Origin of the sequence: Crossiella sp. CA198 (assembly GCF_052078295.1) — a bacterium.
Lineage (GTDB): Bacteria > Actinomycetota > Actinomycetes > Mycobacteriales > Pseudonocardiaceae > Crossiella.
Genome location: NZ_JBQJIM010000017.1, coordinates 1 through 19,503, shown reverse-complemented (window position 1 = coordinate 19,503; position 19,503 = coordinate 1). Strand labels below are relative to the sequence as shown.

13 protein-coding genes are annotated in these 19,503 nt (G+C 71.7%); 8 read left to right on the top strand and 5 right to left on the bottom strand.

The window, feature by feature from the left end; all coding sequences use genetic code 11:
* Positions 1-19 precede the first annotated feature (19 nt).
* The 5 genes from rpsJ to rpsL form a co-directional block, all read right to left on the bottom strand.
* The gene (gene rpsJ, locus ACTOWY_RS27155) at positions 20-325 is read right to left on the bottom strand and encodes a 30S ribosomal protein S10 (protein WP_003938093.1); all 306 of its coding nucleotides are present in this window, start codon (positions 323-325) and stop codon (positions 20-22) included.
* A 397-nt stretch (positions 326-722) separates the two neighbouring features.
* On the bottom strand, positions 723-1,916 hold the full coding sequence (gene tuf / locus ACTOWY_RS27150) for an elongation factor Tu (RefSeq protein ID WP_185000444.1): 1,194 nt from the start codon (positions 1,914-1,916) through the stop codon (positions 723-725).
* 179 nt (positions 1,917-2,095) lie between these two features.
* Entirely contained in the window at positions 2,096-4,195 is a 2,100-nt protein-coding gene (gene fusA / locus ACTOWY_RS27145) for an elongation factor G (protein ID WP_441312476.1), read from the bottom strand.
* A gap of 89 nt (positions 4,196-4,284) precedes the next feature.
* On the bottom strand, positions 4,285-4,755 hold the full coding sequence (rpsG, locus tag ACTOWY_RS27140; RefSeq protein ID WP_185000447.1) for a 30S ribosomal protein S7: 471 nt from the start codon (positions 4,753-4,755) through the stop codon (positions 4,285-4,287).
* On the bottom strand, positions 4,755-5,129 hold the full coding sequence (gene rpsL, locus ACTOWY_RS27135; protein ID WP_086785056.1) for a 30S ribosomal protein S12: 375 nt from the start codon (positions 5,127-5,129) through the stop codon (positions 4,755-4,757). Before rpsL ends, rpsG begins: the two co-directional genes overlap by 1 nt.
* A 408-nt stretch (positions 5,130-5,537) precedes the next feature.
* Here rpsL and ACTOWY_RS27130 point away from each other — a divergent pair, with 408 nt between their 5' ends.
* The 8 genes from ACTOWY_RS27130 to ACTOWY_RS27095 are packed head-to-tail and all read left to right on the top strand — an operon-like array spanning position 5,538 to position 19,343.
* On the top strand, positions 5,538-6,056 hold the full coding sequence (locus ACTOWY_RS27130; RefSeq protein ID WP_441312475.1) for a YbaB/EbfC family nucleoid-associated protein: 519 nt from the start codon (positions 5,538-5,540) through the stop codon (positions 6,054-6,056).
* Complete coding sequence (locus tag ACTOWY_RS27125; RefSeq protein WP_441312474.1) at positions 6,056-6,373, top strand: WXG100 family type VII secretion target; 318 nt, start codon at positions 6,056-6,058, stop codon at positions 6,371-6,373. The genes ACTOWY_RS27130 and ACTOWY_RS27125 overlap by 1 nt, the downstream gene beginning before the upstream one ends.
* A 44-nt stretch (positions 6,374-6,417) precedes the next feature.
* A complete protein-coding gene (locus ACTOWY_RS27120; RefSeq protein ID WP_441312473.1) occupies positions 6,418-14,115 on the top strand; it encodes a WXG100-like domain-containing protein in 7,698 nt (2,565 codons plus the stop codon).
* A complete protein-coding gene (locus ACTOWY_RS27115; RefSeq protein ID WP_441312472.1) occupies positions 14,112-14,291 on the top strand; it encodes a hypothetical protein in 180 nt (59 codons plus the stop codon). The genes ACTOWY_RS27120 and ACTOWY_RS27115 overlap by 4 nt, the downstream gene beginning before the upstream one ends.
* 43 nt (positions 14,292-14,334) lie before the next feature.
* The gene (locus tag ACTOWY_RS27110) at positions 14,335-15,219 is read left to right on the top strand and encodes a nucleoside hydrolase (RefSeq protein WP_441312471.1); all 885 of its coding nucleotides are present in this window, start codon (positions 14,335-14,337) and stop codon (positions 15,217-15,219) included.
* Positions 15,220-15,221: 2 nt separating this feature from the next.
* Positions 15,222-16,202: a type VII secretion system-associated protein gene (locus ACTOWY_RS27105; protein ID WP_441312470.1), complete on the top strand. Its 981-nt coding sequence runs from the start codon at positions 15,222-15,224 to the stop codon at positions 16,200-16,202.
* Positions 16,203-16,206: 4 nt separating this feature from the next.
* Positions 16,207-18,231, top strand: coding sequence for a TNT domain-containing protein (locus ACTOWY_RS27100; RefSeq protein ID WP_441312469.1), 2,025 nt, complete (start codon positions 16,207-16,209; stop codon positions 18,229-18,231).
* The gene (locus tag ACTOWY_RS27095) at positions 18,228-19,343 is read left to right on the top strand and encodes an ADP-ribosylglycohydrolase family protein (RefSeq protein WP_441312468.1); all 1,116 of its coding nucleotides are present in this window, start codon (positions 18,228-18,230) and stop codon (positions 19,341-19,343) included. Before ACTOWY_RS27100 ends, ACTOWY_RS27095 begins: the two co-directional genes overlap by 4 nt.
* Positions 19,344-19,503: the final 160 nt, after the last annotated feature.

Genomic DNA, 19,503 nt, shown 5'->3' with positions numbered 1-19,503 from the left:
CGAACGGTGCGTCCGGCTATTACTGGATGTTGACGTCGACGCTCGCCGGCAGGTCGATGCGCATGAGCGCGTCCACCGTCTTCGGCGTGGGGTCGAGGATGTCGATCAGACGCTTGTGGGTGCGCATCTCGAAGTGCTCCCGCGAGTCCTTGTACTTGTGCGGGGAGCGGATGACGCAGTAGACGTTTTTCTCCGTGGGCAGCGGCACCGGCCCGACCACGCGAGCGCCGGTGCGCGTCACGGTTTCCACGATCTTGCGTGCGGACGCGTCGATCGCCTCGTGGTCGTAGGCCTTGAGCCGGATGCGGATCTTTTGTCCCGCCATGGTGGCTTGCCGTTCCTCTTCTCGTACCGCTGCGGTGCTGGCCAGCTGTGCCTTGGCCCGCTCTGGGGTCTCGGCCGCGCCAGGCGCCGCCTCTGTTGAGATGTCACGGTTCCCGGTCCACGCGGTCGGGCGTGTCGCGCCGCGAGGCACAGACCGGTCCCACTGACTTGAACCTGTGGGATGGGCCCTGGAGGGCCCGGGTCCTACTGTCCTGGCTACGTACGCAAAGCAGCTAAGCCTCACGAACGCGGGACTACTCGTGGTGGGGCGGCCAGACGATTTACCCTTGCCTGGCCGCCCCAACGAGCAACCCGTACAGAATGCCACACCGAGGTATGGCGATCCAAATCGGGGCCGTGACGGGGAGAGGCAGCTCACGCCACCTCTCCCCCGGACATCACTTGATGATCTTGGTAACCTGGCCGGCGCCGACGGTCCGGCCACCCTCGCGGATGGCGAAGCGCAGGCCCTCCTCCATGGCGATCGGCTGGATCAGCGCGACCGTCATGGAGGTGTTGTCGCCCGGCATGACCATCTCGGTGCCCTCGGGGAGGGTCACCACGCCGGTCACGTCCGTGGTCCGGAAGTAGAACTGCGGACGGTAGTTGTTGAAGAACGGCGTGTGCCGGCCACCCTCGTCCTTGGACAGGATGTAGGAGGTCGCCTCGAACTCGGTGTGCGGGGTGACCGAACCCGGCTTGCAGATGACCTGGCCGCGCTCGACGTCCTCGCGCTTGATGCCACGGACGAGCAGACCGACGTTGTCACCGGCCTGGCCCTGGTCCAGCAGCTTGCGGAACATCTCGACACCGGTGACGGTGGTCTTCGCCGACTTCTCCTTGATGCCGACGATCTCCACCTCCTCGTTGACGTTGACGACGCCACGCTCAACACGACCGGTCACCACGGTGCCGCGGCCGGTGATGGTGAAGACGTCCTCGACGGGCATGAGGAACGGCTTGTCGATCTCGCGCTCCGGCTGCGGGATGGACTCGTCCACCGCGTCCATGAGCCCGATGAGCTTCTCGCCCCACTCCTTGTCGCCCTCCAGCGCCTTCAGCGCGGAGACGCGGACCACGGGGAGGTCGTCGCCCGGGAACTCGTACTCGGAGAGCAGCTCGCGCACCTCGAGCTCAACGAGCTCCAGGATCTCCTCGTCGTCCACCATGTCGGCCTTGTTCAGGGCGACCACGATGTACGGCACACCGACCTGGCGGGCCAGCAGCACGTGCTCCTTGGTCTGCGGCATCGGGCCGTCAGTCGCGGCCACCACCAGGATCGCGCCGTCCATCTGCGCGGCACCGGTGATCATGTTCTTGATGTAGTCCGCGTGACCCGGGCAGTCCACGTGCGCGTAGTGGCGCTTCTCGGTCTGGTACTCGATGTGCGCGATCGAGATGGTGATACCGCGCTGCTTCTCCTCCGGCGCCTTGTCGATCTGGTCGAACGGCGTGAAGGGGTTCAGGTCCGGGTACTTGTCGTGCAGAACCTTCGAGATGGCCGCGGTCAGCGTGGTCTTCCCGTGGTCAATGTGACCGATGGTTCCGATGTTGACGTGCGGCTTCGTCCGCTCGAACTTCGCCTTCGCCACTGGATTGTCCTCCTGGACTTCTTGTCTTGCCGCCGTGCCAACTGATCGTGGTCGGTCCGGCGATATCAGGGCCGGAGTGCGGACCCTGGGGAAGGCTCCCCGTTTTTGGCCCGCACGGGACGTGCGGTTCCGGCTGGAGCCCGCCCGGCCTCATCTCGAGGCCGGGCCGGCTCCCGGGGTCATTCCCCCGTCGCCTTCGCGATGATCTCCTTCGCCACGTTCTGCGGAACCTCGGCGTAGGAGTCGAACTGCATCGAGTAGTTGGCGCGACCCTGCGTCTTGGAACGCAGGTCGCTCACGTACCCGAACATCTCCGACAGCGGCACCAGCGCGTTGACCACGCGGACACCACTGCGCTCGCCCATGGACTGGATCTGCCCACGGCGGGAGTTCAGGTCGCCGATGACCTCACCCATGTAGTCCTCAGGGGTGGTCACCTCGACCGCCATGACCGGCTCAAGCAGCGCGGGGCTGGCCTGACGGGCAGCCTCCTTCAGCGCGATGGAGCCCGCCACCTTGAACGCCATTTCCGAGGAGTCGACCTCGTGGTAGGCGCCGTCCGTCAGGGTCACCTTCACACCGACGAGCGGGTAGCCCGCGAGCACGCCGTACTGCATGGCGTCCTGCGCGCCCTGGTCCACCGACGGGATGTACTCCCGAGGGATGCGACCACCGGTGACCTTGTTGTCGAACTCGTACATCGCGCCCTCGGAGGTGTCCAGGGGTTCGATGTTGATGATGACCTTGGCGAACTGGCCAGAGCCACCGGTCTGCTTCTTGTGCGTGTACGAGTACTTCTCCACCTTGCGGCGGATGGTCTCGCGGTAGGCGACCTGCGGCTTGCCGACGTTCGCCTCGACCTTGAAGTCGCTCTTCATCCGGTTGACCAGCACCTCGAGGTGCAGCTCACCCATGCCGGAGATGGTCGTCTGACCGGTCTCCTCGTCGAGCTTGACCTGGAAGGTCGGGTCTTCCTCGGCGAGCTTCTGGATCGCGATGCCCAGCTTTTCCTGGTCAGCCTTGGTCTTCGGCTCGATGGCGACCTTGATGACCGGGTCCGGGAAGGTCATCGACTCAAGGACGATCGGCTTCTGCGGGTCGGCCAGCGTGTCGCCGGTGGTGGTCTCCTTGAGACCGGTCACGGCGTAGATGTGGCCAACCGCGGCGTCGTCGACCGGGTTTTCCTTGTTCGCGTGCATCTGGAAGAGCTTGCCCAGACGCTCCTTGCGGTCCTTGGTCGCGTTGATGAGCTGCGCGCCCGCTGCGACCTTGCCCGAGTACACCCGGATGTAGGTCAGCTTGCCGAAGAACGGGTGCGTCATGATCTTGAACGCGAGTGCCGCGAACGGCTCGGAGGCGTCCGCGTTGCGGACCGCCTCTGTGACGCCGTCCTGCAGCGTGCCCTTGACCGACGGCACGTCGAGCGGGGTCGGCAGGTAGTCCACCACCGCGTCCAGCATCGGCTGCACGCCCTTGTTCTTGAAGGCGGAGCCACACAGGACCGGGTAGGCCTGGCTGTTGATGGTGATGTGCCGGATGCCGGCCTTGAGCTCCTCCACGGTGAACTCGCCACCGTCGAGGTACTTCTCCATCAACGCGTCATCGGTCTCGGCGACGGCCTCGACCAGCGCGAGGCGGTACTCCGCGGCGCGCTCGACCAGGTCGGCCGGGATCTCCTCGACCGCGTAGTCCTCACCCTTCTTGGTGTCGCCACGCCAGGTGAGGGCCTTCATCTGAACGAGGTCGACGACACCCTCGAACTCGCTCTCGGAGCCGATCGGCAGCTGGATGACCAGCGGCTTGGCGCCGAGACGCTCGATGATGGTCTTGACGGTGAAGTAGAAGTCCGCACCGAGCTTGTCCATCTTGTTGACGAAGCAGACACGGGGCACGTCGTACTTGTCGGCCTGGCGCCACACAGTCTCGGACTGGGGCTCGACGCCTTCCTTGCCGTCGAAGACCGCGACGGCGCCGTCCAGGACGCGCAGCGACCGCTCCACCTCGACGGTGAAGTCGACGTGACCCGGCGTGTCGATGATGTTGATCTGGTGGTCGTTCCAGAAGCAGGTGGTCGCGGCGGAGGTGATCGTGATGCCGCGCTTCTGCTCCTCCTCCATCCAGTCCATCGTCGCCGCACCGTCGTGCACTTCACCGATCTTGTAGTTCTCACCGGTGTAGTACAGGACGCGCTCGGTCGTGGTGGTCTTGCCCGCGTCGATGTGGGCCATGATCCCGATGTTGCGGACCTTGGCCAGGTCAGTCAGCACGTCGCGTGCCACGGGTCTTCCTCGTTTCCTGATTGCGTGAGGCGCGCGTTGTCAAGCGCGGGAAGGCGGATGGCGCCGAGTAGGCCCCATCCGCCACGTCATCACCAGCGGTAGTGCGCGAAGGCCTTGTTGGACTCGGCCATCTTGTGCGTGTCCTCGCGGCGCTTGACGCTCGCCCCGAGACCGTTGCTGGCGTCGAGCAGCTCGTTCATCAGGCGCTCGACCATGGTCTTCTCGCGGCGCTGGCGGGAGAAGCTCACCAGCCAGCGGAGCGCGAGAGTGGTGCTCCGGCCGGGCTTGACCTCGATCGGAACCTGGTAGGTGGCGCCACCCACCCGACGGCTCTTGACCTCGATCGTCGGCTTCACGTTGTCGAGCGCGCGCTTGAGCGTGACAACCGGGTCGGCGCTGTTCTTCTCGCGGGCGCCCTCGAGCGCCTTGTACACGATCTTCTCCGCGACCGACCGCTTGCCGTCGACAAGCACCTTGTTGATCAGCTGGGTGACCAGGGGGGAGCTGTAGACCGGGTCGGAGATCAGCGGCCGCTTGGGGGCAGGACCCTTGCGAGGCATTAGCTCTTCTCCTTCTTCGCGCCGTACCGGCTGCGAGCCTGCTTACGGTTCTTCACGCCCTGCGTGTCGAGCGAACCGCGCACGATCTTGTAGCGAACGCCGGGGAGGTCCTTCACACGACCGCCGCGCACGAGCACCATCGAGTGCTCCTGCAGGTTGTGGCCCTCACCGGGGATGTACGCCGTGACCTCGATCTGGCTGGACAGCTTGACGCGAGCGACCTTGCGCAGCGCCGAGTTCGGCTTCTTCGGGGTAGTGGTGTAGACGCGGGTGCACACACCGCGCCGCTGCGGGCTCCCCTTGAGCGCCGCGGTCTTGGTCTTCGTGACCTTGTCCTGCCGGCCCTTGCGGACCAGTTGCTGGATCGTGGGCATGGACCGTCTTTCTCTGTTCGCCTCTGATGTGTCCGGGGTTCTGCGGGGCTCCTCCGTAACCCGAGGTCGGGCGTGTCGCCCGATACCGCGCCCCATTTCCACCTGAGACGTCCCACTGGGATTGGGAGGATTCCGCGCGTGTCACCTGGAAGTCAGCCCGGCTGCGACACACGGGCTGCGCCTCTCAGGCACGCGGAGCGGCCCGACGCAAGTCGGGCACGAGTAGCAAAGATACCTGGCGTCCACCGGGAGGGTCAAAACGGGGGCCGCCCCGGCTGTGGATACTCCCCGCGCAGGTGGTGACGGGTGTGGATGGGATGGATCAGCGCACACCGTAACCGGCTTCACGGTAGCTTCCCTGTGACCACGCGGCCCACCCGCGCCAGGCCCGACCCCGGGAGCACCCGCATGTTCGACTTCGACGCCGAGAACGCCGAGCTGGAGTCGCGTAACGCCCAGCTGCGCGATCGCGTCGACGACATGATGCGTGACCTGCGGGAGAAGACCGACAACCTGCGTGAGGCGCAGGCCAGGATGGCCGCTGTGGTGGGCGAGGCCAGCTCACCCGATGGTGTGGTGACCGCCACGGTCGGGGCCAACGGCGTGCTGAACAAACTGACCCTCTCCGCGCGGGCGTTCGAGCGGGTCACCCCGGAGAGCCTGGCCCGGACCATCACCGGCGTGGTGCGCGAGGCCGCGGCCAGGGCGCAGGAGCAGATCCAGGAGGAGCTGGCCCCGCTGGCCACCGAGGACGAGCCCATGATCGACCTGCCGGACCTGCTGCCCGGCGCCCCCTCGCTGGCCGACCTGCTCCGGATCCCGCCGGTGGGAGAAGTGACGGAGAACACGAAACCGGCGCACCGCAGGCCGGAGTCCGAGGAGGACGAGGAGGGCTACGGCTCGGTGTTCCGGAAGGACGGTTGGTGATGTCGGGCAAGACGAGGCAGAACGCCGACGGCATCCGTGCCGGGGCGGGCAGGCTCGGCCGGGTCGGCGACGACCTGGCCAAGGCGGCCACCGCGCTGCAGTCCTCGCTCACCGGTGAAGGACCGTGCTGGGGCAACGACGAGTCCGGCCAGGCCTTCAGCAAGGACTACGTGCCCGCCGCGGACGCGGTGAGCAAGGGCATCGCCGATGTCGCCCAGGGCCTGATCAACGTGGCCAAGGGGCTCACCGACCAGGCGACCACCATGGAGCAGGCCGACACCGGCAACGCGGCCGAGCTGAAGGCAAGCGGCAGTTGAGCAGGGGCGCGCGCCGCTAGCGGCGGGATGGGGAGCACAGGCTCGTGGGAATCGAACTGCCCGGCTGGTTGCAGTGGCTGGCGCCGATCGTGGTGGGGTCGGAGTGGCCGGAGGGTGACGAGACCGCGCTGATGCGGCTCAGCCAGAGCTGGGAGAAGGCGTCGGGGGACGTCGAGACCGCGCTGCGCAACGCCGAGAACGCCGTCCGTGAGGCCCGCGCGAACATGGAGGGCGAGGCCGCCCAGAAGTTCGACGAGTTCTGGAAGAAGATCGCCCAGGGCGGCGAGGGCGCCCTGCCCAAGTTGCAGGAGCTGACCAAGACGCTCAGCTCGGCCTGCAAGAACTGCGCGTTGCAAGTCGAGTACGCGAAGTTGTCGATCATCGCGGCGCTGATCCTGCTGGCCGCGCAGATCGCGGCGATGATCGCGGCCGCCTTCGTCAGCTTCGGCGCGAGCACCGCGGGCATCCCGGTCGCCCAGATGGCCACCAGGGTGGTCGTGCAGGGCATCTTCCGCAGGCTGATCCAGACCATCATGCAGCGCTTCGGCACCAACCTGCTGCGCAGGCTGGTGATCAACGTGGGTGTCGAGGTGGCCGCGGGTGTGGCCATCGACGCCGGTGTGCAGCTGATCCAGATGGCCAAGGGCAGCCGGGACTCCTGGGACACCAGCCTGACCATGGACGCGGCCAAGTCCGGCGCCATCTCCGGCCTGGTCGGCGGCGCGGTCAGCGGCGGCATGGGCAAGGCCTTCGGTGACGGCATCGGCGACGGCATCGGCAAGACCATGGGCAAGAACGCCCTGGAGGAGGGCGTCACCGGGGCGGTCTCGGCCGCCGCCGAGGGCGTCATGAGCGGCAACTTCAACCTCAAGGACGTCGCACTCGGCGGCACCTCGGGCGCGGCCTCCGGCGCGGTCGGCGGCGCCAAGGAGAACTTCGACGCCCGCAGCATGGCCAACCTGGCCTCGCTGGACACCAACCTGGGCAACGTCGGCGGCACCGGCGATGGCGGCGGCCGCTCGGCGCCGCCCGCCGCGCCACCGGTCCCGGACCTGTCGAGTGGTTCTTCTCACTCTGGCGGCTCCACCGATTCCGGCAGCGCGCACACCGGCGGCCCAGGCGGCTCGGGCAGCACCGGCGGTCCGGGTGGCTCCGGTGGCGGTTCGGGCGGCTCGCACAGCGGCGGTTCGGGCAGTGGCGGGTCGGGCAGTGGCGGGTCGGGCGGCGGTTCCGGCGACGGACCGGCGCCCCGCGGCAACCAGGACAGCACCGCGACCTCCGGCGTCGCCCCGCCAGAGGCCCCGCCGGTGCGGCCGCAGGCCGATGGCGGTCCGCAGGGCCAGCCTCAGCAGGGACCGGCACAGCAGCAACAGCAACAGCAGTTCGGCCCGTCCGGCCAGCAGCAACAGGGCGCCCCGCCGCCCGGCGGACAGCCACCGGCAGGCGGTGGCGGCGCGCCCGCACCGCGCGCGCCGATGGGTGGCGCGCCGCCGATGGGTGGCGGTGGCGGCCCGGCCGGCGGTGGGCCGAGCCACAGCCCGGCGGGCGGTTCGGCGCCGGCCGGCGCCGGGCCCGCGCACACCCCAGGCGGCAGCTCCACGCCGAACACGGGTGGGCCGACGCCCGGCAGCAGCTCGCCGACCAGCCCCACTCCCAGCAGCCCCGCGCCGGGCGGCCCCACCCCCGGCAGCCCCGCTCCGGGCGGGCCCACGCCGGGCGGCACCGGTCCGGCGCACGGCCCCGCGGGCGGTCCGCCGCCCGCCACTCCCGGCGGCCACCCCGGCACGCCGCCCGGACAGCAGCCGCACGGCGGCCAGCCCGCCGGTCAGCACCAGCAGACACCGGGACAGCAGCCGGGCGGCGGACAGCCGCGCGCCGGGTTCGGCCCTGGTTTCGGGCCCGGCTTCGGCCCCGGCGCCGGTGGCCCGCTGCCGGGCGGTGGTCCCGTGCCGCACCACGGCTCGCCGCCGCCCGCGCCGATGCCGCACCACCAGCAGGCGCCCCCGCCGCCGATGCCGATGCGCGCGGACGGCTCCCCCGCGATGACCCCGGACGTGGCGCTGGTGTCCACGCCCACGCCGGTGGACACCTCCGGCGGTCAGCAGCAGCCGGGGCACCGGCCGGCCGGTCCGCCGCAGCACGGTCCGGTCACCCAGCCCGAGGCGCCGCCCGCGCGGCCGGCCCCGGCCGCGGCCGCACCGCCGCCCGCGCCGCGTCAGCCGGCGCCACTGCCTGAGCACCTGGCCGGGCTGGAGCCCAACATCCGGCGCTCGGACGCGGGCATCGTGCTGGACACCTTCGACCACAAGTTCCCCGCGCAGTCCAGCGCGGGCATGCGGGTCGCGCCCGACCCCGGCCGGTTCACCGTGGACATGCACGGCGCGGCCGACCGGGTGCGGGTCGGCGAGGCGCGCCTCTCCGCCAAGGACCTGGCCGACATCATCCGGGCCAACCCGGACTGGGACGGCGAGCAGCCGATCCGGCTGATCTCCTGCCAGACCGGCCGCAACGACGACGGCTTCGCCGCCCAGCTCGCCCAGGAACTCGGCGTGGACGTGCTCGCGCCGACCAAGGACGCCTGGATCGACGCCGACGGCAACGTCTTCGCCAGCAGCGCCCACCTGGACGGCCGCGGCCAGGACTTCCGGCCGGGCTGGCCGCCCAACGGCGAGTGGGCCACCTTCCGCCCGGACGGCACCAGCACCGCGCACAACCAGTCCCACCCGCCCGGCCACACCCCGACCTGGGGCAGCGATCTGCCCGAGCGCGGACCGCGCGATGTGTGGCGGCGCGGCGAGCACGAGCCGCCGGACTCCTCCATGGATCCGCGGCGATTCCAGCCGCCGCAACCACATTCGGCCGCCCCGCCCGGCACACCGCCCGCGACCCCGGCCCCGCCTGTGCACAGTGGACAATCCGAGTCGCGGCCGCCGCGCACGGGCGAATCGCAGCGTCCGGTGCCGGCCGCCACGCCGCAGCAGCGGGTGCACTCGACAGTGGACCCGCCATCCGCTCGCGATCTGTCCACTTCGGACAGTTCCGCCGAGCAGACCGGCCCGCTGCCAACGGAATCCGGTCCAACTTCCCGGGACACCGAGTCCACTGTGGACTTCCCGCGGGATCCGGACTACCTCGGCAACCCGGACCAGCGGGCGACCGAGGCCGATCTCGCGCACCTGCGGAACTCGCCCTACGGCCAGTCGGGCGCCTTCGCCGAGGACCTCGCGACGCTGGAGGATGTGCTCCGCAACCGGCCCGAGGTCGCGGCGGCGCTGGCGGGTGTGCCGAGGGAGCACCTGGCCGCGCTGGTCGGCTACGCGATGTCGCAGTCCGCGGACATCAACACCGCCCTGCGCACCAGCGATCCGGCCGGGCTCGCCGAGCGGGACGGGCAGATCCGCCTGATCGCCTCGGTGCTCAACGAGTTCCCCCGGCACGAGGGCACGGTCAACCGGGCGATCTACCTGCCGGACGCCGTCGACCTCGATGCCGCGCTGGACCGCTACACCCCCGGTGAGACGGTCACCGAACGCAGCTTCACCTCCTCCGCCGCGGTAGAGGGGCGCAAGCTCAAGGGCAACCTGAAGTTCGTCATCGAGTCGGTGTCCGGCCGGGACATCTCCTCGATCGCGCCGCGCAACGAGTCCGAGGTGCTGTTCCCGCCGGGGACCAGCTTCGAGATCACCGGCAGGCACCAGGACGCCAGCGGCACCTGGGTGATCGAGATGCGCGAGGTGCCGACACCGCGCCTGCCCGACGGCAACCTCGCCGACCCGCCGCTGAGCACGACCGAGCGGCCTGCCCGCGCGCTCAGCACCGACCTGGGCGGCGGCGACCCGGTACCGGCGCCGGTGTCCCGGCTGGACGCCATGTCCAGGCTGGACAACCCGCCACCGCCGCCAGCCCCGCCAGTGCGTCAGGACCCGCCGCCACCACCGCAGGCCCCGCCCGCGCAGGGTCTGCCGGACCGCGACCGCGGGCCCGACCAGCAGCAGGTGGACCCGAACGCGGCGACCCCGCCGCGCGGCCTGCCCCGGCAGGGCGAGCCGGGCCCGGTCCACCCGCCCGAAACTCCGGCCCGGCCAGTGGACCCGAACGCGCCCACGCCACCGCAGGGCCTGCCCCGGCAGCAGCCGGGCGGGTTCGCGCCGGTGCGCGGTCCGCAGGACCTGCCGCCCGGACCTGGCGGCAGGCCACTGCCGGATCCGGCGCTGGGCCAGCACCGGCCACTGCCGGATGCGGGTCCTGGTCGGCCGCAGTTCGATCCGGCCACTGGTCAGCCGAACCGGTCGGGGCAGTTCCCGCCGCCCGGCCGAGGGCCGGATCCGGCCGCGGGCACCCAGCCCGGCAGGCCGCCGCTGGACGTGCCGCCCGGCCGGGTTCCGCCGGACCCGAACCAGTTCCCGCCGCAGGGCAGGCCCCCGTTCGATCCGGGGCAGCAGTTCGATCCGTCCCGCGGCCGCACCCAGCCGAACCTGCCCGCCGCCGACTTCCAGGGCAGGCCGCCCCGGGTGGAACCGCCGCCGGGCGGTGGCCGTCCGCCGCAGTTCGGCCAGGGCCAGCCACCGATGGGCGCGCCGGTGCGCCGCCCGACCGGGCCGATGCCGCCACCACCGCCGCGGGGCTTCCCGCCGGGTGGACCGAACCCGATGGGCGGCCGTCCCAGCGGCCCGAACCCGATGCCGCCGCCCGGTGGCCGGCCGATGCGGCCCGCCCCCGGACCGCGCTGGAACGGGCCGCCGCCCGGCGCCCCGCTGCGCCCGGCGCCCGCGCCGGAGCCCGCCACCCCGAGGGACCCGCGGACCACCTGGGGTCAGACCGACGGCGTGCGCTTCGGTCCGACCGGTTCGGCCTTCCCCGAGGCGCAGACCCGGCCCGAACAGGCCAGGCCGGTCGAGTCCACCGCGGACTTCCGCAGGCGGATGGACGACCTGGAACTGCGCTACGACAACGGCGAGGTGCTCGCCACCAGTGAGCAGGTCGAACTCAACCGGCACCGCGCGGAGATGGAACAGCTCAAGGCCGAGCGCATGCGGGCCAACGAGCAGCGCAGGCTGGGCGTCTCGCCGATGCCCGATCCCGGACGTGGCCGCCCGCTGGGCGACCGGCTCGGGCTCGACGACAACGACCCGCGGTCGGGGCTGCGGCCGGGCGACCTCAGCCGGATGTACGCCACCCCGGCGGGCATGTCGGTCTTCCCGGACGCCGAGGGCGCGCACCGGGCCAGTGCCGCGCGGGTGCGGCCGGATCCGCACAGCTTCACCGTCGACCTGCACGGCTCGCCGAACGGGGTGATGTTCGGCGGCCACAACGGCGGCCGGGTCGACCCGCACACGCTGGCCTCGGTTATCCGGGCCAACCCGGACTGGGCGGCCAACCCGCGGCCGGTCCGGCTGCTGGCCTGCCAGACCGATCCGCACTTCGCCGCGCAACTGGCCGCCGCACTCGGCCAGCCGGTGACCGCCAGCCGGTCCGACGTGTGGGTGGACAACAGCGGCAACGTCTTCGCCAGCAACACCACGGTCGACAACGGCATCCGCCGCCCAGGCTGGCCGCCCAACGGCGAGTGGGTCACGATCAACCCGGACGGCTCGCTCGGCAGGGTGCACGGGCCCTACCCGCCCGGCCCCGCGCCCACCTGGGGACCGCACCAGCCGGACTTCGCGCCGGAAGCGCACCAGCGTGGTGCGGAGGGTCCGCCGACCGAGGACAGCCCGGTGCCGCCGGACAGCCCGGCCGATCCGGGCGGGACCGCCGACGATCCGGCGGTGCCCGGTCAGCAGGTCACCTTCGACGACGGGACGCCGTACCAGACCCAGTTCGCGGACAACCAGCTCGACGCCTCGACCGGGTTCCCGGCCAACCTGGACCAGATCCTGGCCAACGCGGGGGTCTCCCGGGCGGACTTCGACCGGATGCGCGCGCAGTCCATCGAGGACTTCGTGGGCAACGACGCCGACATCCAGGCGATGACCCGGATCCGCGAGCAGGTGCAGGCCCAGCCGGGCGAGATGCTGCAGCGGGCGCTGACCGCGGAGGCGGCGGCGAACCTGCTCGGCAACTCCTGGGTGCCGGGACCGCCGTTCACCGACGACGGCGGCCGGTTCGGCAGGCCGGACCAGACCAGGGGCTTCACCGCGCGGTACGCCGACGTGGCACACCTGCAGACGCCGGGCCAGGTCATCGAGGGCCTGCGGCTGGACTACACCGACAACGGCTATATCGACCGCAACGGCAGGCCGCCGTACGACTTCGGCGACGAGTTCGTGGCCACGCTGCGCTTCCCGTTCGATCCTGGCTCGGTCAACCTCGGCCCGAACCACACCGGCGCGGTGACCCCGGACCAGGCGATGCCGATCGCCTACGGCAACCACGACGCGAGTGACCCCTTCCCGATGGGCGGCAACGGTCGCAGCAACCCGGCCCCGTTCGCCGGGCACGGGTTCACCGCGAGCCGGGACAACCCGGTCCCGGAGTTCGAGCTGAACCCGCACCGGTTCGACCAGGCCGAGATCTGGCTGACCGACCGCGCGGGCAACTCGGTGCTGCTGGGGGCCTACGACCCGAACCTGGACAACGGGCCGGGCAATCCGCCGGGCGGCTGGCGGCTGACCGACGACGGCCAGACCTACACGGGCGACCAGCAGCAGCGCGCCGCCGATCACGCGGCGGCCAAAGCCGCGGCCGCGGCGGCCGCCAAGCCGGACAGCGCCGACGGCGACGGGCCGGACACCGACCCGCCTGCGGCCGCGCCGCCGGCCGGACCGCCGCCGAGCGATCCGCCGCCACCGGCGCCCGCGACCACCAGCGGTGAGTGGACCGAGCCTGGTGAGACGGTCCCGGTCGACGTCGTCCCGGACCAGGGCGAGGACGCGGCCGGGCCCAAGGACGAATCCCGCACCCTCGACCTCACCCCACCGGCCGAGGACTCCCCCGAGGACGCGGCCACGCCGCCGGCCGAGGGCCTGCCCGGCGCGGGCGCGGAGTTCCGGATGGACCCGGCCGAGGAGGGGCTCAGCGAGGCCGAGCGGGAACTCCGGTCCCGGCAGGCCATCGGGTACGAGGAGTTCGGCGACACGAACCACGTGAACCCGGCCTTCGAGGTCTACTTCGACAACGACACCTCGGCGATGTACAAGCCGTCCGACGGTGTCCCCGAGGGGCTCCGGGAGGGCATCCCGCACACCGAGCTGGCCGAACGGGAGGTGGCCGCCTCCCGGGTGGACGAGCTGCTCGGGTTCGGGCTGGTGCCGACCACCACGATGGTGACCGGTCCGCTCGGCGACGGCTCGCTCCAGGACTTCGTGGACGCCTTGCCCGGCCGGGCGGCCGGGGACTACCCCCTGGTCCAGCGGGAGCGGCTGGCGCTGCTCGACTACATCGCGGGCAACACCGACCGGCACCGCGGCAACTACCTGACCGACCGCGACGGCAACCTGGTCGCGATCGACAACAGATACTCCTTCCCGGAGTCCCCCGATCCCGACTACGGCATCCGCTCCGACTTCACCGCGGCCCTGTTCCAGCAGCCGCTGAGCCCGGAGGTGCTGACCCAGGTGCGGGCGATCGAACCGGACGCGTTGCGGGCGGTGCTGCGCCGGATGGGCCTGAGCGAGGACAGCGTCGAGGGCGCGGCGGGCAGGCTGGTCGAGGTCCAGGCGCACGGCATGATCAACGGCGAGGCGTGGCCGGGGCGGTTGCAGAACGCCGGGCTGCTGACTGTGCGGGGGTCGAGGCAGTGAGCGGGAACAGGACGCCGAGCCGGATTGCACTGCACATGCGGGTGCCCCGCGGCTGGGCGCGGGTCGCCGAGTACCGACTGCTGACCGACGGCTCGGTCGCGCTGCTGAACCAGCCGAGCCTGAGCTACTACCGCTTCACCGACGAGAGCGACACGCCGGAAGCCTCCGCGCCCTGACCGGGGGAACACGCTGAGGTGGTCCAAGCACGGAGGAGGTGACATGGGCCAGCACACCGCGACACCAGTCCTGCCCGTGGTCATCGACACCGACGCGGGCGGCGACCCGGACGACGCGCTGGCGCTGGTGGCCGCGGCAGGCCTGCCCGAGCTGGCGCTGGTGCTCACCGGCGACGAGCTGCCCGGCGGCTACCGGGCCCGGTTCGTCCGGCTGCTGCTGGACCTGCTCGGCCGTCCCGAGGTGCCGGTGGTGGCCGGTCGCGATCTCGGCAACACCCGGCTGAACTGCGTGCGCGAGCTGGTGCCCGGCACCGTCCCCGCGCAGTCCGGCGAGCTGCTCGCCGCGGTCGAGGCGGTCTGCGCGGGCCCGGTGCGCTGGGTGGGCCTCGGCCCGATGTCCAACCTCGCCGACGTGCTCACCGCCCGCCCTGAACTCGCCGAACGGATCCGGCTGACCCAGATGGGCGGCGCGCTGCACTACCGCGATCCGAGCCGGGCCGAGCACAATATCCGGGTGGATCCGGCCGCCGCGCACACCGTGCTGGCCAGGGCGCACCGGCCGCGGCTGGTGCTCTCGGACACCACGTTCACCCCCGAGCTGGAGATCAGGGTCGCCTCGGCCACCCACCGGCGGCTGGCCGATCCGGCCGCGCCTGCCTGGGCCGGGCTGCTCGCCGCGCACCTGGCGCAGTGGTTCACCGACTTCCACCCCGGCACCATCCAGCACGACGCGCTCACCCTGTCCGCGGCGCTGGAACTGCCCTTCGTCGGCTTCACCGCCGAGCGGGTGGCGCTGGACGAACTCGGCCGGATGAGCCGGTCCGCACCGGGCACGCCGGTCGAGCTGAGCGGCCCCGCCGACCACCGCGCCTTCCTGGCCTGGCTGGACCGGTTGCTGGACCCGGCGAGTAGGGCGGAGGTGGCCTGAGCGTGCTGCACACCATCGAGATCGCCGCCTTCCGGGCGGACACCGTCTTCCTGGACGCCGGGACCACCCAGGCCAGGGCGGAGTACCAGCGCGGGCAGGACGAGGACGCCCTGGTCCGCGTGCACGGCCCGTGGGGAATCGGCGAGGCGCGGGCGCACGATGTGTACGAGGCGCTGCTGCGGGTGCGCCGGGAGCTGGAGGAGCTGGGCTGGTTCCTCGCGGTGAACGGGGCCCGGCGGGACGTGGTCTGCCTCGGGCAGACCCGCAACTGGTCCGGCGGCACCGAGGTGCACCGGCCGGACACCGAGACGACGACCACGCTCGCCCTGTTCGGCCCGGCCGATCCGGCGCTGGTCGGTACGGTGGCCGAGCAGGAGGAGCTGACCAGGGAACACAGCCCGGCAGCCGATGAGCCACCGGAGATCACCGAGGAGATGCGTGCGGTCGCCAGGCACCAGCCGAACAGCTGGATGTACTCGATCGACGCGGAGTTCGACCCCAGCGGTGTGGTGCCGCCGTGGGGCGTGCGCGGTGGCTACCGGGTGGACGAGCACGGGCACTTCGGCGAGTACGTGCCCAACCCCGGCTACCGGCCGGGCCCGCAGGCGCTGGGCTGGCCGCGGCCGACCAACCAGCTCGAACGCGATCTGGAGCTGGCGTTGAGCGGCTACGGGCCGAGGGAGACCGCGTTGCGCACCCTGCTCGACTGGGAACTGACCATGGCCGAGTACCCGGACCACCCCGGTGAGCTGTTCCTGTCCGAGGAGGACGGTGGGTCGGTGCTGGACGCGTGCACCTCGCCGGAGCGGCGGCCCGAGACGTGGACGAGCTGCCAGGCGGCCCAGGGCAAGGCGCTGCTCGGCTTCGGCGGAGTGCGGCTCCGCCTCAACGCGGGGGTGACCGGCGCGCTGTCGGCCACCATCCCGCTGCAGGACCTGATCGACTTCGCCGCAGGCGAGCAGCCCGTTCCAGGGGAGAACTGAGCACATGATCATCAATCAGCACCCGCACAACGGCGCCTGGGCGTACTGGCAGGACCAGCTCTTCCAGTACCGGTCCCAGCCCGGCAAGCCCGCCTACCTGGTGGCGCCGCCCGGGGTGGTCCCGACCGGTGACTTCGAGCAGTCCGGCGAGACCTTCCTCAAGCAGACCGGCCCCGGCGAGGCCGAGTCGATCTTCACCAGCCAGGCCTACGGCTTCGTCGGCGACGAGCCGTACGAGGTGAGCTACGACGTCGAGGGGCTGGCCCCCGGCCTGGTCAGGGTGGTCTGGCCGCAGCAGGGCGGGCTCACCCAGGAGCAGGTGGCCCAGCGCGGCCTGCAGACCTACGACCGGCTCACCTTCGGCGGGGAGAAGCCGCTGGCCGAGGTCAGCAAGGTGATCCAGGTCCGCGGCACCCAGGTGCGCTCCCGGCCCGGCCTGGACGGGTTCCCGGCCCCGGCCGACGCGGGCCCGGCCAGCCCGGCCGAACCGGACTTCGCCGCGGTCCTGGGCGGCCTGGCCGCCGCAGCACTGGGCGGCCTCGCCGCCGCGGTGACCGCGACCGCGCCCGAGGGCTGGCAGGGCGCCGGGATCCTCGCCCGCGCCCTCGGCGGCAGGCTTGAGCTGACCACGGTGCTCACCCTGGCCGACGGCCAGGAGTACTACTGGGCGCCGCCGCCGCAGGTCGGCCAGTGGGTGCACCGGCTGCGCCTGGCCACCTACCGGCCGGAGACCGGCGCCTGGTTCACCGCCGACTTCAGGCTGGTGCCCGGCGGCGAGCCCACCATCGAGTTCGACTTCCAGACCGCGCCGGACTGGGCACTGGACTTCGCCGCAGGCGAGGCCGCGCTGACCGAACTGGCCATCCTGCCCCGCCCGGCCGCGGCCACCCCGGCCTGGTTGTTCCAGCAGGCATGGCAGGCATACCAGGACCTGCTCCACCACGACCGGATCCGCACCCAGCAGGCCGTGCAGAAGGGCGAGAACGCCAAGCCGGCGCCGCAGCCCGAGCTGGCGCTGGCCCGGTTGTTCGACAAGGTCGCCGAGGGCGAGCCGCCGGTGGCCTACCGCACCCGGCTCAGCCACACCGAATGGCTCGCGGTGCAGACCTACCTGCAGGCCGCGCCGGTGGTGCTGTCCTCCCGCGGTTACGCGCCCGACCTGCTGCACCCCGAGCAGGAAAGCCTGGTGCCGATGGCCTACCACACCGACGGGGTGTGGGTCTGGAGCGCGGCGCTGGCCTACTACCTGCGCGAACACGATGTGGTGCCGCCGCTGGAACTGCTCGACCACCTCCGCGGCCAGGGCTACCGGCCGCCGGTCGCCCTGCCCAAGCGGGTGCTCCAGCGGGCCACCTCCCTGGTGATGGACATGCCAGAGACCCATCCCGGCGCCAAGGACGACTGGGAGCGCGCGGTGTTCTCCGTGCGGGACTTCGCCATCCGGTTCAGCATCAGCCGCCGCTACCTCAGCTTCGGCGACTACGCCGACCAGGCTTGGTGCCTGTTCCGCGAGGCGGACGAGCGGTTCACCGTGTTCTGGTGGTGGGCCGAGGAGAAGCGCCGGGAGCTGGAGGCCCACTTCGACGACGTGTCCCAGGCGGCCACCTACCTGATCGGCCAGCTCTACCTGAACTACCCGAACCTGCAGCGGGCCGACGACGAACCGCTGCTGCCGGAGGAGTCGCCGATCCAGGCGATGGGCAACGACCCGGCGATCTCGCGCTACGACGAGATCGACTCGGTGATCGTGCCCGAGGGCCACCAGGTCGAGCGGTACGGCCCGCCGGATGGCAACACCCTCTTCGACGCGGGCACCGGCTTCGAGCGGACCACGCTGCCGCCGGAGTTCGCCCAGGGCCCCTACGGCCGGTTCCGGCTGGTCGGCGACTGGAAGATCATCGGCGCCCGCACCCGGCCGAGCGAGACCCAGCCCGGCGGCGCCAGGGTGTACCTGCTGCCGCAGCCGCTGTCGGACTACCTGGCCCGCGGCCTGCTGGTGGAGATCCCGCCAGGGGAGGTGCGGCAGTGAGCACGCCCGTGCGCCCGGCCGGGACCGGCCTGCCGCTGGACCGCAAGTTCGGCCTGGCCAAGGACCGGCTGATCGGCTGCTACGTCGGCCAGGCCATCGGCGGCTCGATCGGCGCCGGGGTGCGGACCCTGGACCGGGCCGAGCTGTCCACTGCCGAGGGCGCGGCCTGGCCGGAGCAATATCCGCCGGTCTTCGGCGGCCACGGGCTGATCACCGGCGAGACCCAGGTGTCGCTGTTCGTGCTGGACGCGATCCTGCGCGCGGGCATCCGGCGCAGGCGCACCGGGGTCGCCGATCCACTCGGCGAGGTCCGGCTGGGCCTGCGCCGCTGGCTGCAGACCCAGGAGCCGGTCCTGGACGGCCCGGCCGACGGCTGGTGGCCGGGCAGGCCAGGGCTGGCGGCCAAGCGCTGGCCGGACCACACCACGCTGACCCTGGTGCGCGCGGGCACCCTCGGCACGCCCGAGCAGCCGGTCAACGACTCCCGCTCGGCCACCGTGCTGCCCAGGGCCGCCGCCGCGGCGCTGTGGAGCGCGGACCCGAAGCAGGTGTTCGACCTGGGCGCGCGGATCGCCGCGCTGACCCACGGCCACCCGATCGCCTGGCTGTCCGCGGGCGCCTACGCGGTCCTGGTGCACACCTTCCTGCGCGGGCTCAGCAACCCGTCCAGGGCCGTCTACGCGGCGCTGGACGAACTCGCCAGGCATCCCGGCCATGAGCCGGTCAGCGCGGCCCTGTCCGAGGCGCTGCGGCGCTTCGACGACGGGGACGGCGAGCAGGTCACCGCGACCCAGGTGGCCGCCCTCGGTGCGGGCTGGGACGCGCACGAGGCGCTGGCGATGGCGGTGCACGCGGCCTTCTCCAGCCCGCGCTTCGACCTGGTGCTGGGCTGCGCGGTGGGTCACCCCGGCAACACCGGCACCGTGGGCTCGCTCGCGGCGAGCCTGCTGACCTCGGTCTACACCTTCACCTCGGTGGTCCCGGTGCCGCTGATGCGGGAGCTGGAACTGGGTGCGGAGATCGCCACCCTGGCCGACGGCGCGGCCACCGAGTTCGGCCCGGAGCCGTTCACCGGCTCGGACTGGTTCACCAACTTCCCGATCAAGGACTGACCCCGGCAACGGGAAAGGCCCCGCCACCGGATTGGCGGTTTCAAGGGGTCGTTGCAACACCGCTGTGGTTTAGGCGGTGAGTAGATCACGCAGACGCTCGGCTGGGGTGGCCCAGCCGAGCGTTTTGCGTGGACGGCCGTTGAGTTCCTGAGCGACGTGC

What these genes read in the sequence shown, in the direction of transcription:
- rpsJ (WP_003938093.1), bottom strand. Translation starts at nt 325, where the DNA reads ATGGCGGGACAAAAGATCCGCATCCGGCTCAAGGCCTACGACCACGAG.
- rpsG (WP_185000447.1), bottom strand. Translation starts at nt 4,755, where the DNA reads ATGCCTCGCAAGGGTCCTGCCCCCAAGCGGCCGCTGATCTCCGACCCG.
- rpsL (WP_086785056.1), bottom strand. Translation starts at nt 5,129, where the DNA reads ATGCCCACGATCCAGCAACTGGTCCGCAAGGGCCGGCAGGACAAGGTC.
- ACTOWY_RS27130 (WP_441312475.1), top strand. Translation starts at nt 5,538, where the DNA reads ATGTTCGACTTCGACGCCGAGAACGCCGAGCTGGAGTCGCGTAACGCC.
- ACTOWY_RS27125 (WP_441312474.1), top strand. Translation starts at nt 6,056, where the DNA reads ATGTCGGGCAAGACGAGGCAGAACGCCGACGGCATCCGTGCCGGGGCG.
- ACTOWY_RS27110 (WP_441312471.1), top strand. Translation starts at nt 14,335, where the DNA reads ATGGGCCAGCACACCGCGACACCAGTCCTGCCCGTGGTCATCGACACC.
- ACTOWY_RS27100 (WP_441312469.1), top strand. Translation starts at nt 16,207, where the DNA reads ATGATCATCAATCAGCACCCGCACAACGGCGCCTGGGCGTACTGGCAG.